Annotated in this window: 16 protein-coding genes; 8 read left to right on the top strand and 8 right to left on the bottom strand. The window is 58.3% G+C overall.

The window, feature by feature from the left end:
• Nucleotides 1-224 precede the first annotated feature (224 nt).
• From SIC19_RS09830 to SIC19_RS09845, 4 genes are all read left to right on the top strand, one after another.
• Entirely contained in the window at nt 225-1,130 is a 906-nt protein-coding gene (locus tag SIC19_RS09830; RefSeq protein ID WP_036207665.1) for a WYL domain-containing protein, read from the top strand.
• A 9-nt stretch (nt 1,131-1,139) separates the two neighbouring features.
• Nucleotides 1,140-2,906, top strand: coding sequence for an ExeM/NucH family extracellular endonuclease (locus tag SIC19_RS09835; protein WP_127402057.1), 1,767 nt, complete (start codon nt 1,140-1,142; stop codon nt 2,904-2,906).
• Nucleotides 2,907-3,008: 102 nt separating this feature from the next.
• Nucleotides 3,009-3,911 carry an alpha/beta fold hydrolase gene (locus SIC19_RS09840; protein ID WP_036207669.1) on the top strand — a complete coding sequence of 301 codons (903 nt, stop codon included), beginning with the start codon at nt 3,009-3,011 and terminating at the stop codon, nt 3,909-3,911.
• 121 nt (nt 3,912-4,032) lie between these two features.
• Nucleotides 4,033-5,106, top strand: coding sequence for an AraC family transcriptional regulator (locus SIC19_RS09845; protein ID WP_036207671.1), 1,074 nt, complete (start codon nt 4,033-4,035; stop codon nt 5,104-5,106).
• 5 nt (nt 5,107-5,111) lie between these two features.
• Here the strand turns inward: SIC19_RS09845 and queE are convergent, their stop codons facing one another.
• The gene (gene queE, locus SIC19_RS09850; protein ID WP_036207673.1) at nt 5,112-5,768 is read right to left on the bottom strand and encodes a 7-carboxy-7-deazaguanine synthase; all 657 of its coding nucleotides are present in this window, start codon (nt 5,766-5,768) and stop codon (nt 5,112-5,114) included.
• Nucleotides 5,768-6,433 carry a 7-cyano-7-deazaguanine synthase QueC gene (gene queC, locus SIC19_RS09855; protein WP_036207677.1) on the bottom strand — a complete coding sequence of 222 codons (666 nt, stop codon included), beginning with the start codon at nt 6,431-6,433 and terminating at the stop codon, nt 5,768-5,770. Before queC ends, queE begins: the two co-directional genes overlap by 1 nt.
• Nucleotides 6,434-6,598: 165 nt before the next feature.
• Between queC and SIC19_RS09860 the strand changes: the two genes are divergently transcribed.
• Entirely contained in the window at nt 6,599-7,135 is a 537-nt protein-coding gene (locus SIC19_RS09860; protein WP_075196359.1) for a hypothetical protein, read from the top strand.
• Nucleotides 7,136-7,185: 50 nt separating this feature from the next.
• Here SIC19_RS09860 and SIC19_RS09865 read toward each other — a convergent pair whose 3' ends face one another.
• Nucleotides 7,186-7,437: a hypothetical protein gene (locus SIC19_RS09865; RefSeq protein ID WP_075196360.1), complete on the bottom strand. Its 252-nt coding sequence runs from the start codon at nt 7,435-7,437 to the stop codon at nt 7,186-7,188.
• Between the two features lie 606 nt (nt 7,438-8,043).
• Here SIC19_RS09865 and SIC19_RS09870 point away from each other — a divergent pair.
• Entirely contained in the window at nt 8,044-8,313 is a 270-nt protein-coding gene (locus SIC19_RS09870) for a hypothetical protein (protein WP_036207831.1), read from the top strand.
• Nucleotides 8,314-8,337: 24 nt separating this feature from the next.
• Here SIC19_RS09870 and SIC19_RS09875 read toward each other — a convergent pair whose 3' ends face one another.
• Genes SIC19_RS09875 through SIC19_RS09885 form a run of 3 tightly spaced genes read right to left on the bottom strand, consistent with a single transcriptional unit; the run spans nt 8,338 to nt 12,921 of the window.
• Entirely contained in the window at nt 8,338-8,751 is a 414-nt protein-coding gene (locus tag SIC19_RS09875) for a response regulator (RefSeq protein WP_036207689.1), read from the bottom strand.
• Between the two features lie 45 nt (nt 8,752-8,796).
• On the bottom strand, nt 8,797-9,357 hold the full coding sequence (locus tag SIC19_RS09880; RefSeq protein ID WP_036207692.1) for a hypothetical protein: 561 nt from the start codon (nt 9,355-9,357) through the stop codon (nt 8,797-8,799).
• A 42-nt stretch (nt 9,358-9,399) separates the two neighbouring features.
• A complete protein-coding gene (locus SIC19_RS09885; protein WP_127402056.1) occupies nt 9,400-12,921 on the bottom strand; it encodes a response regulator in 3,522 nt (1,173 codons plus the stop codon).
• A gap of 138 nt (nt 12,922-13,059) precedes the next feature.
• Between SIC19_RS09885 and SIC19_RS09890 the strand changes: the two genes are divergently transcribed.
• Complete coding sequence (locus SIC19_RS09890; protein WP_075196362.1) at nt 13,060-14,070, top strand: hypothetical protein; 1,011 nt, start codon at nt 13,060-13,062, stop codon at nt 14,068-14,070.
• Here the strand turns inward: SIC19_RS09890 and SIC19_RS09895 are convergent.
• Nucleotides 14,064-14,318: a hypothetical protein gene (locus SIC19_RS09895; RefSeq protein ID WP_036207701.1), complete on the bottom strand. Its 255-nt coding sequence runs from the start codon at nt 14,316-14,318 to the stop codon at nt 14,064-14,066. The two genes, SIC19_RS09890 and SIC19_RS09895, sit on opposite strands and share 7 nt — an antisense overlap.
• A 364-nt stretch (nt 14,319-14,682) precedes the next feature.
• Here SIC19_RS09895 and SIC19_RS09900 point away from each other — a divergent pair, with 364 nt between their 5' ends.
• Complete coding sequence (locus SIC19_RS09900; RefSeq protein ID WP_036207704.1) at nt 14,683-15,027, top strand: hypothetical protein; 345 nt, start codon at nt 14,683-14,685, stop codon at nt 15,025-15,027.
• A 4-nt stretch (nt 15,028-15,031) separates the two neighbouring features.
• Here SIC19_RS09900 and SIC19_RS09905 read toward each other — a convergent pair whose 3' ends face one another.
• Nucleotides 15,032-16,318, bottom strand: a complete 1,287-nt coding sequence (locus tag SIC19_RS09905; RefSeq protein WP_041332770.1) for an EstA family serine hydrolase — start codon at nt 16,316-16,318, stop codon at nt 15,032-15,034.
• Nucleotides 16,319-16,429: the final 111 nt, after the last annotated feature.

A 16,429-nucleotide genomic window follows, 5' to 3' on the forward strand; every position in this document is an offset into this window, starting at 1 on the left:
AATTAGAACAGGGCGTAATTCACAAAACCACTACGCAGTTCCCGAAATCCCCAATACCGCTTGCAGCGCCGTGATGACTGGATTTAACATCATTTTACATTAAGGTGACGTAACACACGCTGGCGGCCTGAAGGGTTAACATGTGGGTAGTTTGATCGCTGCCTATTTGAACCCACGAGAGTCTCTCATCTCATGCAATCCACGCTAACCATGAGCGCCTGGTTATGAAAAAGACGGACTGGCCCATTCGATGGGATCTGTTGCTTCGCTACCGGCTGATTGAAATCATCGCCCTATGGGAAGGACGGCTCACCACCAATCATATCTGCCACAGTTTCGGCATTGGGCGACAGCAGGCTTCCAAGGATATCAACACCTACCTGCGGGAACTGGCACCGGACAATCTGGTTTACGATCGCCACCTTAAAGGCTATGTGCCATCGTCCAGTTTCCGGCCGGTGGTCACCGCTGGCAACGCCAGTGAATACCAGGATCTGCTGGCTCGCCAGGACGCCCTCAGTGACACCTTTGAATCGCTTAATATCAGCCTGCCTGACAGCACCATCGTCCGTGGCCCGGAACGGGTTGTTAAGCCGGAAGTCATGCGTGCCGCAGTTGCAGCAGCTCGCCACGGCCGGGTGATGAAGGCAGAGTATGCCTCCCTAAGCCCTGCTGGCGTTTCCCAGCGCACTCTGGAACCCCACACTCTGGTGTGTGTCGGCCAGAACTGGCACCTCCGTGCCTGGTGCGACGCCAACCGGGAATTTCGGGACTTCGCCCTCAGCCGTTTCCGCGGCAAGCCGGAAACCACCCGGCAACGCAGCCGTCACACCATCCAGCATGATGATGACTGGAACCGTCAAGTCTCACTGGTGATGATGCCTGATAGCCGTTTGAACAAGGCACAGCAGGATATTGTTGCCACCGATTACGGCATGGTCAGCAACCGGCTCGAACTCACCATTCGCGCGGCCCTTGCACCCTACGTACTGTCCCGGCTCGGCCTGGGTTCAGACAGCCAGCACCCGGACCCAATGGTCCAGCAGCTGGAACTGGCCAACGAAGAGCAGCTGGGCATTGCCGAGTCGGCTCGCGAACGGGCTATTAAAGCAGTAGCGGGGCTCTGCTAGACTGAGCGGGTGATCACAACCAACCCTTTCCTGTTCTGGCGCCTTGCCCTCACCCTGCTCATAGCCCTGCCCGCTGTCGCGGCGGGGGATTGTGGTACCGGGGTTATCCCGGTTTCCCGCATTCAGGGCACGGGCGATCATTCCTCTTTCGCCGGCCAGACCGTTTCCGTTGAAGGCATCATAACCATGGATGCTCGCCAACGAGGCGGCTTCCGCGGTTTTTATCTGCAACAAGCCGATGGCGAAACGGACAACGATCCGCAAACCTCCGAGGCCCTGTTTGTTTACACCCATCGCACCGACGGACAGCACGGGGATAGGGTGCATGTCTCAGGGCGGGTGAAAGAGTTCCATGGCCTGACCGAGCTCACCGATATTACCTCCATCACCCGTTGCGGGAATGGCCGTCTGCCTGAGCCTGTCTCCGTCACACTGCCGTGGCAGGATGGCCAACCTCCGGAACACCTGGAAAACATGCGGATCAACGTCGCCGGCGAGCTAACGGTGATCAATCACTATAACCTGGCCCGTTACGGTGAACTCACCCTCGCGGCAGAGCTTCAGACGATGGCCGCGGAAATCCGGGAACCAGGGCCGGGCGCTCAATCGCGCCACAGGTGGCAGGCGATCAACCGACTGTTGCTGGATGACGGCCTGGGGGCGCGCAACCCGCGCCCGATTCCCTGGCCTGGGCCACAACTGTCCGCAAACAACACGGTTCGCACCGGCGACAAGGTCAGCGGGTTAACAGGCATACTGGATTTTCGGTTCGGCGCCTGGCGACTGCAGCCGCAATCAACGCCGGCGTTCAGCCCCGCCAATCCACGCGCACCAGCACCCAAGCGACCGGAGTCGGCCACGCTCAGGGTGGTCACACTCAATCTTGGCAATTTCTTCAATGGCGATGGCCGTGGCGGCGGTTTTCCGGCAGCTCGGGGGGCCCGATCCGCCACTCAGTTTGAGCAACAGAAAGCACGGCTGGTTGCCGCGCTGACGGCGCCGAACCCGGACATCATCGCTGTCACAGAAATGGAAAACGACGGCTATGACGGCGACAGCGCCATTGCCGAATTGGCCGGCGCCTTGGGTTCACACTGGCGCTACGTGGAAACAAGCGACAACACTGGCAGTGATGCCATACGCACCGATCTGCTGTACCGCAGCGACCGTGTGGTCGCGGAAGGCTCTCCCAGCCGCCTGACAACAACACCATTTGATCGTCGTGGCCGGCCACCAGTTACTCAGGTATTCCGCCTCATTCACAGTGATCGAGCCCTGAGGGTTGTCGTTCCTCACTTGAAATCAAAGGCCTGCCGTGACGCCAGTGGTCAGAACCGGGATCAGGACGACGGCCAGGGCTGCTACAATCACAGCCGCGAACAAGCGACCCGGGCCATTATCCGCTGGACCAATGCCCTGCCGCACCCGGATGGCCTGTCCGGCACCCTGATCACCGGGGATATGAACGCCTACGCCCGGGAGACGCCGCTGCAACTGCTGGAAGCGGCAGGCTTTATCAACGCCGTTCGTCACATCCACGGCTGCACCGACACCACCTGTAAGCACACCAGCTATAGCTATCACGGCCGTAGCGGAACCCTGGACTACAGCCTGGTCTCGAAAAGGCTGCTCCCACGGATCGTCGATGCCCGCACCTGGTCGATAAATTCCGATGAACCCCGGGCGCTGGGCTACAAGGGGCCGGTTACCGTACCCACCGGCCAGCCCTGGCGCTCATCGGACCACAACCCGGTCATCACCGACCTGTCACTCTGATTCCACCTTGCCCGCGAGCCGCAGCATCAGGGCAGGCAGGCCAAAGCCCGGCGCGGGATACGCGGTACACTGGCTCCAATCCAGTTGAAACGGAAACCGACCGTGAAAATACCCACTCCAAACTTATGGCCTGCCGCCCGCACCAGTCAGCGATGGCTGGTACAGGCAAAACGTCGTGAAACCGTGATCGATGGCCACCGCATGGTGTATCTGGAAAAAGGGACCCCTGCCGGGGACCAACCCACCGTTATACTGATGCACGGTTTTGCCGCCATGAAAGAGAACTGGGCGCTCTGGCTGCAGCGGCTGCCCGAACACTGGCACATTCTGGTTCCGGACCTGCCAGGGCTTGGAGAAAGCGAGTACCGTTCGGACGCCGATTACGGCTACGAGGCCCAGGCGTCAAGACTGGAAGCCTGGATCGATACTCTGGCCACCAACAACCTTCACCTGGTCGGCAGCTCCATGGGGGGTGCCATTGCCACCGTCCTCGCTCACAAAATGACGCCCGCACCCGCTTCCCTGACGGTGCTGAACAGCGCCGGCATACCCGAACATACAAACGTGGACCTCGATGCCCCCTTCGAGTCCGACCGCGACGCCATTCTGATTCCCCGGGACTGGGCCGGTGTCTACCGGATGTTCAATAGCGTCGGCACTGGCAGGCCAACGGCTATGGGCGTCGCCATGACGGGGCTCCTGGGGCCGGACCTGCTGCAACGAACCGCGTCCTTGCGTCACATTTTCAACGATATGCTCGCCGACGCATTGGCACCAGCACGCTACCTTGGCCCCAACACACCTCCCCTTCAGGTCCAGTGGGGGGACCGGGACGTGATCACGCCCACACGCTGTGTGGACTGGTATCGAAAGGTGACGCCCCAGGCCGATATCCACGTGTTCCGGCGGGTAGGCCATCTTCCCATGCTGGAGAATCCCGGTCGCTCAGCCCGTAAACTGGCAGCCTTCATCGACCGCCACTCAGCGGGCGGCCAGCTCTGTTAATTGGCCTGCATATCCTGTTGACCCGTCAGCGAAGTCATGGGGTGGGAGGAACATTGCGTTCATAATCGTGGAAGAAGTTTCATCCCTGACATAACAACAACAGGAAACACGAGGAAATCCCATGCGCGCCTCAGTATCTACCACTCAGGATCTGGGCATGCCGGCCATTTACCTGCACTTGCTGGCGGAGTTGCTTAGTACCATCGGCGTCGATGAAAAAGCGCTGCTCAAGCGTGTCGGCCTGGACCCGGTGCGCCTGCAGTCAACCGATTTAAGAGTCAGTCAGTCACAGGCCAGCGAGTTCGTGACCCGAGCCATCATCGAAAGCGGCGAGCCCGGGCTCGGCATCATGCTGGCCCGGGAGCTTCGACTGCCACTGCACGGAGCCCTGGGCACCGCGGTCATGAGCAGCCGCACTCTGGCAGAGGCTCTGGACCTGATGACGCGATACCTGACCCTGCGCGCCCCGCACCTGCACGTCAAGCGCCGGCAGCAGGATGGCCAGTCTATCTACGCCATCTCGTGTGGCATTGATCTGGGCCCATTGCAGGGCTTTATCATGGACGCCATGCTGTTCGGCTGCGCATCCATGGGAGCGCAGCTAACAGGCTCACCGGTCGCCGGCTCGTCGATTCAGCGACGCGGACCGGAACCGGCCTACTTCCATCGCTTTCGCCAGCAAATTCCCATCCCCGTGGTGTACGGCGCTGGCGAAGATGCGATTGTTATTCCCGATCCGCAGCTGGCATTGCCCATCCGCTTCTCTGACGATCAGTTGGCCGCCTCGTCGAAAGCCCAGTGTGAGGAGGCCTTACGCCTTCTAACGGAAGATGCCGGCTTTGCCTGTCGGGTCAGGCGGGTGATTGAAACCAGTCACCCGTTCCCGCCGAAACTGGCCAGGGTAGCCACAACGCTGTTTGTGTCGGAGCGCACCCTGAAACGGCGTTTACAGGCGGAAGAAGCCAGTTTTCAGCACCTGGTGGATCAGGTGCGACTGGAAAGAGCGGGGGAGTTGCTGCAGCAAACTGCCATGAACCTGAGCCAGATTGCCGACGCCCTGGGCTACGCCGACGCCGCCAACTTTACCCGGGCGTTCAAGCGCTGGACCGGACAGAGCCCCAGCCAGTACCGAAACCAGGAGTCATTGCCAACAACAACGTCGATCAAGAGAACACCAACCAGTGCGATGGCCTGAAACACTCAGTCGATGCCTATGATCTTGTGCATCTGCAGGGTCAACCGCCACTGCGGGTGGGTCAGGCAGTAATCCGTGGCTTTGCGGGTGTTACTTTGCTTGACGGGGTCAGCCTCACCCTCTGAGACAGTCGGCGACGCCATTGGCGAAAGGAAATAGTGGCTGGCGTTAATGTCGGTGAAACGCTCCGGCATCGCCAGGGGCTGAGGGTACACCACTTTCAGCTCGTCACACTGGCGCAATACCACCGGCGCGTCCGCCTTGGGGCTCACACACAACCAGTCAATACCGGACGGTGCCGGCAGTGTGCCGTTGGTTTCCACGCCCACTTCAAAGCCGGCCCGGTGAAAGGCATCCACCAGCTTGTCATCCAGTTGCAGTAGTGGCTCACCACCCGTGCACACCACATAGGGTTGCCCAGGCGCATCCGGCCAAAGGCGACGAATATGCGCCGCCAGCGCATCCGCGGTTTCAAACTGGCCGCCGTTCTGACCATCGGTACCTACGAAGTCGGTATCGCAGAAGCTGCATACGGCATTGGCCCGGTCCTTTTCACGGCCAGTCCAGAGATTGCACTTGCTGAAGCGGCAAAACACCGCTGCCCGCCCGGCCTGGGCACCCTCTCCCTGCAATGTATAGAACGCTTCCTTTACCCGATACATCAGGTTTCCACCTCATACCGCAAGGGATCTGAAACGCCGTTGGCGGCAAACGCCTCCAGGCGCTCCACGCAGGAGCCACAAACGCCACAGGCTCGGTCCCGGCCGTTGTAGCAGGTCCAGGTTTTGCCGTAATCGAGCCCCAACTTCAGGCCCTCGGCCAGGATGGCCCCCTTGTCCGAGCCCATGAAGGGCGCTTCTATTTTCACCGGCTCATAGTTCGCCACCTGACAGACGGCGTCCATTTTCTCCACGAACTCCGGTCGACAGTCCGGATAGATCGCGTGATCGCCGCCATGGGCGCCGTACCAAACAGCAACAGCACCGGCGGTAACCGCATAGCCGGTGGCCAGCGACAACAGAATCATGTTGCGGTTGGGCACCACGGTGGCCTTCATGTTGTCTTCTTCGTAGTGCCCCTCGGGCACGTCCACTGCGTCCGTCAGGGCCGATCCGGCCATGACTTCACTGAGCGCACGAATATCGATCACCTTGTGCGGCACCGATAATTCTTCGCACACCTGGCGGGCGCATTCCAGTTCGCGAACGTGCCGCTGGCCGTAGTCAAACGACAGGGCATGAACCTTATACCCTCGGGCACGGGCAAGGTGGAGCAGGGTGAACGAATCCATTCCCCCAGAGTAGATTACAACGACGGTTTCGGTCATCAGGTCATCCCGGTTTCAGACAGCCAGCAGGGCGTCACTGGATTGTTATAGGGTCGGAGTAACATCCGTGGACACATTGTAACAGTGGAATGCGACGATGGGTTCGCGTCTGCAGTAGCGTGCGGGTAAACTCTGATGACGGCACATCAACAAAAACCAGGCGGAATGAGAACCAGAACCAGCCCAGCCTTTATTGACTTCGAGGCCTCCAGCCTCGATCTGATCGCCAGCTATCCGATCGAGGTGGGCATATGCTTGCCCGACGGCACCTTGCACAGCTGGCTGATACAACCCCATGTACTTTGGCAGGACTGGTCAGAAAGTGCCGAGCAGGTTCACGGAATCACCCGGGAAACCCTGGAAACGGAGGGTACACCGGTGTCGGAGGTTGCGGCACACCTGAACCAGCTGCTCTCGGGGCAGGTATTCTGTGATGCCTGGACGTTTGACAGCTTCTGGCTTCATCGCCTGTTTCGAGCCGCCAACACCCGCGCCGACTTTCAACTGGAATCCATTTCCATGTTGCTGGATGCCAATCAGGTAAGGCACTGGTCGGCATCGCGTCAGCAGGTTATCAAGCGTCTGGGGTTGCCCGTGCACAGGGCGGCAAACGACGCGCTTATCCTCCACAGAACCTGGGAAGAGATCCAACTGTTCGCTGCGGACGACCAACCGCTTCACGGACGCAGCCGGCAGGTCTGAGGTTTCCATCATGGAGCACAGCGCGCCGGCATGGAACTCAGCGCTGGGGACTATTCACCTTGGGGACGAGGACTTCGAGTCACCTTGAGGGCGAGGACTTCGAGGCCATCACGCATGGTGTTCAGTGTCCAGTAGGTTACCAGCACCATCAGCGCCGCCCCAATGACGGTAAAGGAAAAATTATCACCCACCATCTGGCTGCGGGCGATGAACAGGTATACGGCGAGCGCGAGGACAAGCAGCACTTCGACTATGGCGTGTGACTGTAACCGGTTTTTTGCAGATCCGTTTTCTTCGGACATCTTACTGGGTTTCAACCTCTCATTTCTGACGATACATTGCATTGATTAGTGTGCAAATTATCGCCAAATATGGTCCGGGCGTCTGTACGAACTAGTGGCTACGAGGTTTCCACGATGCCGTCAGGAACACACTTTTCGGACGGCCAAAAAAAACGCAGCCCCGAGGGCTGCGTATAAAGGAGAGATCCATGCGGTACGCCACAGATAAAAGGTGGGCACCGGAGGATTGCACAACGTAAAACACGTGACAGAACAAATTATGATCGCTTCGAGGAGCCGCGTCTGTAGGGGTTTGCCGAAGCACTCTGCCCCTTGCAAAGCCATGGGCACGCGATACACTGATGACAGTACCGAAACCGATATGCTCGGCAAACGATGCCGGAAAAGGCCCATGACAATGCTTCAGAAATACCAGTATCTGATGATTGACGCGATTGCGCACCGCAAGGGTGAAGCGTGTGCGCACTCCATGGTGAACGACATCTAACGGCTTTCGGTCAGTCCCGGGAGCCTTTGGAGCGACCGGGCAAGCTTCTCCGCGAGACCCCGGTTGCCCAGAGCGCCGGGGTTTTGTTTTTGCAGCCGCAAAACGACAAGGAGAAGATCATGAAGAGACATCCGACAAAAGCAGCAAACCAGCCGGCAAGCAGCCGCACGGGGCCTATTCGGCGCCCGGAAAAGCTGCCTCTGCTGGATGCCATCTGCAAAAAACTGAACCAGCGCGTCAACCTGGACGACGAACAACGGGTGCTGGGGCTGTATGAGCGAGGCTGGATATTCAAGGGTGTTCTGGGCAATCTGAACGATGGCGAGGCACGATACGTGCGTGCTCTTGCCACTCGCTACGGTTCCTGGATCGCCCGCCAGGTTGCGTAATGGGAAACCCGATGGGCCGAACCGTCAATGCTGGCGGTTCAGTCCCTGTATCATGGCGGCATCGCCGCCGTGCACCATGGCGTAGTTGTTCACCACGTCGTGAATTTTTTCCTGGGAATAGGGTTTGACCACGTAACCGTTGGCCCCGGCACTGATTGCTTTCTGGATGCTGTCGATGGAGTCATCCGCTGTCACTAAAACAATGTGCTGATCCTTGCGCTTGGCCTTGAACTCCTCCATCAACTGATGACCGTTGCCGTCCGGCAGCCCCAGGTCCAGCAAGATGATCTGGAAGACGTCAGCCTCAAAGGCAGCCCTGGCACCCGCAATGTCCGGACACTCAACCACACTGCTTGCACCTGCCGTGTAGAGCATGTCTACCAACCGCTCCCTCATGACCGGCTCGTCTTCCACCACCAATATTCTCATATCACTCATACCCCGCCTCCTGATTCTATTTTATACCCGGTCCCACAAGGCACTTCAAAGGGAATCACCGCCGGTTCGCCGGGGAATCGCCAGCGGCTCATGCTGGGCAGTGGCTGGCGCAGGTTCTCCAGTCTCGTCCAGGCGAGCGCCAGCAGTGCGGGACGAACTGGCGTTTACCCCGCCGGACCGGGTCAGAATATTACTGATACTGACGGCCGTGGTGTAGAGGGAAATCGCGATGATCAGCAGGATAGGCTGAACAAACGCCACGAACCCGGGCACTTCGCGATGACCAGCGATACTGAGCATAAGGATGATGGCCGGCCCCAACACTACAAACAGCGTCAATGCGATAAAGAACACAATACGCTCCTTGAAACGGCCCAAGTCGCGGTTACTGACCAGCCCCAGCACGAATTTTCCGATGGCCAGCCCGGCCAGTATCGCAGCCGCAATGCTCAGATCGGGCCTGAGTAGCGTCTCATAAAGCTGGCCATCCCATAACCGTTGCATGCTGATGACCAGGAACGGAAAGAGGACAAACAGAATGTCGGCGTAGGTGCCATACATCATACTCAGCGAGTGCTGTTCGCTTTGCTGGAGGTTTTCACTCATCAATCACGATTCCTGTTTTATCGGTAGCCGAAATGTCGGTTGTCATAGACGTGCCTCCCGCCCCTGCAATGCCCTGTCGATCATGTCAGCCAGGGCTTGCAGCTGGCTGTGAACGTGGTCCCAGTCACGGTCTTCAACGTTCACGCAAGCCTCCAGTTTCCCTGCCTGCCGTGTCATGTCAGGGTAGCCCATGGCGCCGGCGGTGCCTTTGATCTGATGGGCTTCCGATGCCAATCGCTGCTGATCACGACGCGCGGCTGCGGCTTCCATGGCCACTTTTCGGGACGCCAACCCATCGAGGAAGCGTTCGACGAGGTGACCAATGTCCTCATCCTCCGTCGAGTCTCTGCTCGGGCCATTGGACTCTGGGAGGAAATGGTCCAGCGTGCTCAGCAAATGCCTACTGTCGATGGGTTTGTTCAATACGCCATCGCACCCGGCCGCCATCAACGCATCGGTTTCCGACTGGTCACCGGCGGTGAAGGCAATAACTGGCCGGCGGAAGCCCGTCTGCCGCAGTAACCGGGTAGCCTCCACTCCGTCCAGACCCGGCATATGGCGGTCCATCAGCACCATCTGCACCGATTCGGACAGCGCCGTTCGGACCGCATCATCGCCACTGGCAACGGTGATGACATCCAACCCCTGGGCCCCGAGCATGCGCTCCACCAGACGACGGTTGTCCTCGTTGTCCTCCGCGACCAGTATTGTGCTGCAATAGCGCCGGTGGCCATCGGATTCACTCTCCGTCCGCACCACCAGATATCTGGCCATGACTTCGTAGAAACGCTGTTTGTCGATGGGTTTGGCCAGATGGTCATTACAGCCTGCGAGGCGATAGTCTGCAATATCCTCCGCCATCACGTTTGCCGTCAATGCAATGACCGGGATATTCAGGCCAGCTTCACGAATGGCCGCCGTTGCATCCCGACCGTTCATGACCGGCATCTGTATGTCCATCAGAATCAGATCAAAGGGCTCCCTCAGCGCCAGATCCAGTGCTTCAGCGCCATTGCCGACATGGACCAGCTCAGCGCCCGTGCGACCCACCAGCAGGGACACCAGGCGACGATTCACGTCATTGTCCTCCGCCAGCAGGATACGGCCGGAAAGCCTTGGCGCAAGCACCATGGGAATGCTCCGCCGACGTTGCGACAATTCCGACGCGTCGCGCAGAAAGTGGACATCCTCCAATGGGCCGGTGGCGATGGAAAGCTCAAACTCACTGCCTTCGCCATACGTGCTGGAAACGGATATGTTGCCACCCAGCAACTCCGCCAGCCGACGGGAAATGCTCAACCCGAGACCGGTTCCTCCATATTGCCGGGCAATCGCGGCGCTACCCTGGGCGAACGGGTCAAACAGCCGGCCCAACTGTTCGGGTTTCATGCCGATGCCGGTGTCCACCACCCTGGCCACCAGGGCCTGGCGCTCGCGATCACACCGAACATTCAGAGAAATAGAACCATTTTCCGTGAATTTAAGCGCATTTCCGCACAGATTTATGATGATTTGGCGAAAGCGGGTCGGGTCCGTGGCAACCTTTTCGGGCAGGGGATACTCACAGATGATATGAAATTCCAGCCCCTTTTCCCGCGCCCTGGGTGCGAAGAAAGCGCGGATTTCGTCAAGCAGTTCCGGCAAATTAACCGACACTATATCCACATCCAGCTTATTGGCGTCGATCTTCGAGTGATCCAGGATGTCGTTAATCAGGTCCAGCAAGTGACGGCCACTGCGCACCACCGTTTCCGCACTGGTGTGTTTCTCCCTCTCGGTCAGGTCGGGATCGAGCAGGGTTTCGCCATAACCGATAATCGCCGCCAACGGTGTGCGAATTTCGTGGCTCATGTTGGCCAGGAACTGGCTTTTTGCTTCGGCCGAATTGCGGGCCAGTTCTTTTTCCAGACGTTCCTGCTCCCTCTCCCGCTCGATACGCTGGCGCTGATTGCGCTCGGTGGCGTCAATGCAGGTGCCCTCAAGATGGGCGGGATCGCCATCGGGGGTATACACGGTATGTAACGAAATGGTGGCCCAGCGCTCTTCACCGGAACGGGTGTAATAGCGTGCTTCGATACCCTTGACGGTGCCCCGGGATTCCAACTGCCCAATCACCCAGCGGCGCACTCTCTCATCCGCAAAACAGGTTTCCAGGACGTCCGGGTCAAGATCCAGCAGCTCCCGGCTGCTGGTGTAGCCCATCAACCTTGCCATGGCGGGGTTGGCGGTGACGAAACGTCGGCCCAGCGACATCTGGAACACGCCCTCTATGGCGTTGTCGAACAGCGACTGGTATCGACGCAGGTTGGCCAGAGCCCGCTGGCTCCAACCCAGGGCTTCGCCCTGCACCTGTTTGATCCGGTCAGCCAGGGCAAAGGAAAACAGGATAATCTGGGCCGTCAGGCCGAACTGCGGGGCGTAGGAAGTGAACATGTTCAACGGCAGGTAGCCCATCACGGTCAGACCATAGATACCGAAACCCACCAGCGCCAGGGTCCAGGCAAAAAAGTAGGAGCGCGCAGCCGGGTTGTAATAGCGCCAGGACAGGTAACTGACCACAATCAGGATGATGCTGAGCAGGATCGACGCCAACACGATCCATTCCATCGCCGTGTGATAGGGCAGGAACAGGGATAGCACAAAGGTCGCCACAATGGCGTACAGGCAAAGCTGGATCACCTTGTCCAGGTCCGCCGACCGCTCCCGGGTTTCCAACAGGGACCGGGCCATCAACAGGCCCCAGAACCAGGTATTGATGATCTGGTAATGGAGGTATTCCTTGTGCAACAGCGCAGGACGATTCTCCAGTAGCTGGATACCGTGCACCTGCTCGGTGGCGATGAATACCGTGGCTGATACCAGATACATCACGTAGTAGATATTGCTGCGCTCGCGAACCGACACGGCAACAAACAGGTTGTAGGCGAGAATGGCCAGGATGCTGCCTAGCAGAATGCCCCGCACGGCTTCATCGACCGACACCTTCTCAATATAAGCATCGGGGTGCCACAGGGTGATCGGCAGGCGGAAAGTGTTGGTATTGGTGATGCGCAAATAAATGCGGGTTGAGCTTCCCGGTTCCAGTGACAAACGGAACGTGGGGTTGGGTACGGCCAGGTCACGCCCGGACCAGTCACCCTCGTAGCCAGCACGGCGCTGCTCTATCAGCTCACCATCCTGGACCAGATAGAGCACCACCTCATCCACCAATGGCAGGGCGAGCTCCAGTATCCAGTCTGTCAGTGCTGCGCCAGCTCCTACCTCGACATCAAATCTGGCCCAGTATGCCGATTCCGTGTAGCCAAAGTTCAGCACACCGCCTTCGTGACGGGTGAAAGGCGCGGTATCGCCACTCAGTATATCGTTGAAATCGACGGCGTGTTCCGGGTCCTCCAGGTACCAGATACAACTACCCAGATCACGCACACTGCTGGTGGCGCTGTTCAGAACAATCTCGCCGTCCTGGCATCGCTCCTGCGCTGCGGCGGAGGCCGGAATAATAATAGCCAGAACCGCAAGCGCGATGAAACGGAACCATCGGGCGTGGCATTCCCATTGCTGCAAAATGTGATCTCCGCGAGGGCAGATGCCTTTTTTATGGTTTATTGTCAGCAGTCACGCAGGTGCCGAATGAATTCAGCGGCACCCTGGCTAAACACTTTAGCGTTTTACCGACAACGACGCATCTCAGGGTCACTTGAAATGAGACATTCCTGCATTTTCGCCACCGTTCCCCTGTTTGCCCTGACATTGGCCGGCTGTGGGCCAGATGACTCTTCAGACAGTAATTTCATCAACCCGGCAACCAGCGTGGCGTTGACGTTCGAAAGCTTTGATATCCAGAACGAAGATGGGCTGCCCCCCGTACTGCCCCAAACCATATTCTACGATTTTTACCGGGGCGTTGAGCCCGCTGACGGGGAGGACGACGAGGGAATAGCAACGCAGCTGCGTGAGCGTCTTAATACGCTGATGGGCCTGACGCCAAGCAACGATGGTACCCGCTACACCAGTGCCCGCAATCCGATGGACTTCCTGCAACATGTCATTTCATCGAACCAGGTGGACTCATTCAACCGGGGCCGCCGACTGATGCGGGACAGCATGAACAGCGGTGACCCCGCTACTTACAACACACCGGACAAGAACGCGCAGATCCACTTTACCGAAACCGGTGGCAACAATGGAACCGAGCCTGAACCTGACCAGATCTGGGTCTATCCGCTACTGGACTGGACCAGCAACCCGCAACTGAACAAGATTTTCCGGTCCTTTCAGTTTATCGCCAGGGCGCCCGATCAGAATGACAGTTCACCGTCAGAGATTGCCAGTGCGTTCTGGAGTGGCCGCTTTGCAAATGAAAGCTTCTCGGTGAGCGGTTACAACCGGCCAGAGTTTGCGTCGCTGAGTTTTACCGGTCGCTCACTGGGCCACGGGGAACTGTTTCAGGAGTTCATCAGAAACAAATCAGACATGCTGACATTCCTGGACACATCCGGCATTACCGTTGACGGCCAGGAACCGGACTGCATTCGGGTCAGAGTGGACTATGAGGCTGCAGAAGTGCGCGTTTTTACATCCAGTGGCGAAGACCCTACCATCGAGGATGACGAAACCGGGGAAACCTCTCCCAATCCGGCACATTGCGGAAACCAGCAGAACGGCAGCGAGGCCATTTTCTACCAGTCCGTGACTATCGATGAGCGTCAGTAACCGGTATTGCCCTGCATATCCCAGTTCTTGAGGAACCCCTTCTTGCGGTCGATCATGCGCTCGTAGGTCGAGATCATGATGGCGGCATGAGGGGCTTTGGTCAGTCGGAGGGTTTCAATACGGCGCTCAAGGCGTGCCACTTCGGTACTGACCTGCTGGCAGACGTGGGACCGAACACTGTCGTGATGGTCAAGCTTGACCGGGCGCGGCTGTTCCGGCCCAGGCTGTGGCTGCGTGTGTTTATCCATGATCGTCCTCTTCCACTGAGTATCCAATGATCAATACGCCGAAACCGATGATTCCGCCCATGTTTTAGTGGCTCTTTTTGGCCGGGCTGGAAGTCCTTTTATCCTTCTGTTTCGTCGGGCTTTTCCAAAGCCTCAGTACATACTGTAGCAGGCTTTGTCCACGTTGTATGATTTGGCGTAATTCTGCACAACTGTCGGACAAAACTCAATAAAAATGAATAGAGTTTCATATTTTTTGCAGCGAATACGACGCTGCTACCCAAACTACACGAACAAACCCCTGCTATAGTTCCCTTCAGATCACCATATATGCGCAGCCATTTGCCGTAACAGCCCCATTCCATCCCGGCCAGGAAGACCGCTTATGAACCAGACATCCGTTGCCGACACACTAAGGGAATACCTTTCCCTGCTGGAGCTGCTTGACGATGCGTACTGGGAGGCGAGCTCCATTCAGCACAAGGACATGCTTTACGACATCATCAGCATCTTCAGTCAGGAAGTGGCTGAGATCAACAAACTCAGCATCATGGACCACCATTACCCCTACGAAGTTATCACTGAGGGAATCCGGCGGGTGGTCCCCAAGCTGGAGCGGCTGGATGAAAGTCGGGAGGATGTGATCCAGCGAACCCAGACACTCACCGACTTCCGGGATATCCTGTCGTCAGTGCTGGGGATACTGGAGGAACAGCTGGCGACCCTTTAAGGGGTCAGGCCGCCACCAGGGGCCTGCGGTTTTCCGGTATCAACGGAAAACGGTCGCACACTGTGTAGACAAACCGCGCCAGCGCCGGCAGATGGTGGCCAACAATGGGGATGCCGGTGTTGAGCAGGCTGACGGAAATGTCCCGGGCTGCATCGGCCCAGCACAGCTTGTTGATCAGACCAATGTGACCAAAGGCATGCCTGCTTTGCTGGCCCCAAAGCCCCACGGGGTTGCCTCCAAGCATCATGCCCGCACTGAAGCGCATGGGGATCATCATCGTGCGGTCAATCTGTAGCGAGCCAAACTGTTGGATGGAGCGCCTCACGGTCATCTCGCCGCAAATACGTTTGCCATTCCAGACCCCGCCATTGAGCATCATCTGAAAGAAACGCCCCATTTCCTCGGCGGTGCCACACAGGTTGCCTGCAGGGATAACCGCCTCCTGGAAGCGGGGATCATTGGAGACTCGTTCCACGGTGCGTATATCGCCTCCCAGCGCCCGGTTCACAATCCAGGATACCGGAAAGCGCGGCGTTGGGCCGGTGGCATAGTTGCCGGCCAGCTTATCCACGTCTGCGGGTGCAATCCCATAGGTAAACCACTTCATACCCATGGGCTTGCGGAGGTGTCGGTCGATATACGCCTCAATGGTATCGCCGGTCACTTTCTCCAGTACCCGCTGCAACACAAAGCCCCCGGTGATGGCGTGGTACGCCACTTTGGCACCATCCACCTCCACCGGCTTCGCTTCACACAGCAGGCGCCAGATTTCGTCCCTGTCCCAGAGCACATCAATGGGGGTTTCCCGGGGAATCGCCGGAATGCCGCCACGGTGGGACAACACCTGGTGAATGGTAATGGTGCGCTTACCACCCCCCGCAAACTCCGGGCAGTAATACGACACCGGGTCCATCAGATTGACCAGTCCCTGTTCCGCCAGGATGTGGATTAGCAGGGCCGTGACTGCCTTGGAGGCGGAGAAATAGCAAATGGGTGTCTCGGTGGTCATCGGCACCTTCAGCGCGTCCACGGCGTCATGGGGCCCGTTGCCACTGGCATGGCCGATGGCTCGATGCAGGATCTGTTCGCCCCGGTGCCTGACCGACAGCTGTATGCCCGGATGCACTCCGGTTCGGTACAACCGCTCAACGCTGTGCCAGATGGCCTCGACAACCTCGGGGCTCACTCCGGCCAGCTCCGGTTTCTCGCCAGCCTCATCGCGGTGGGTTACTGACGCCAGGTCAGTGGGAACGGCGGAGGTGTGGAGCGCACGGCGGGCAATTCGGTTCATCGCTTGACCTTTGATTCCGGAGACTGTCTTTTCGCACATCCTGACGCTGGATATCACCCGGCACATTGGCCGGATAGCGGGCCTGGCTGCGTCAACTCATCCAGCACATCG

It is taken from the genome of Marinobacter sp. MIT930201 (assembly GCF_047122665.1).
Lineage (GTDB): Bacteria > Pseudomonadota > Gammaproteobacteria > Pseudomonadales > Oleiphilaceae > Marinobacter > Marinobacter salarius.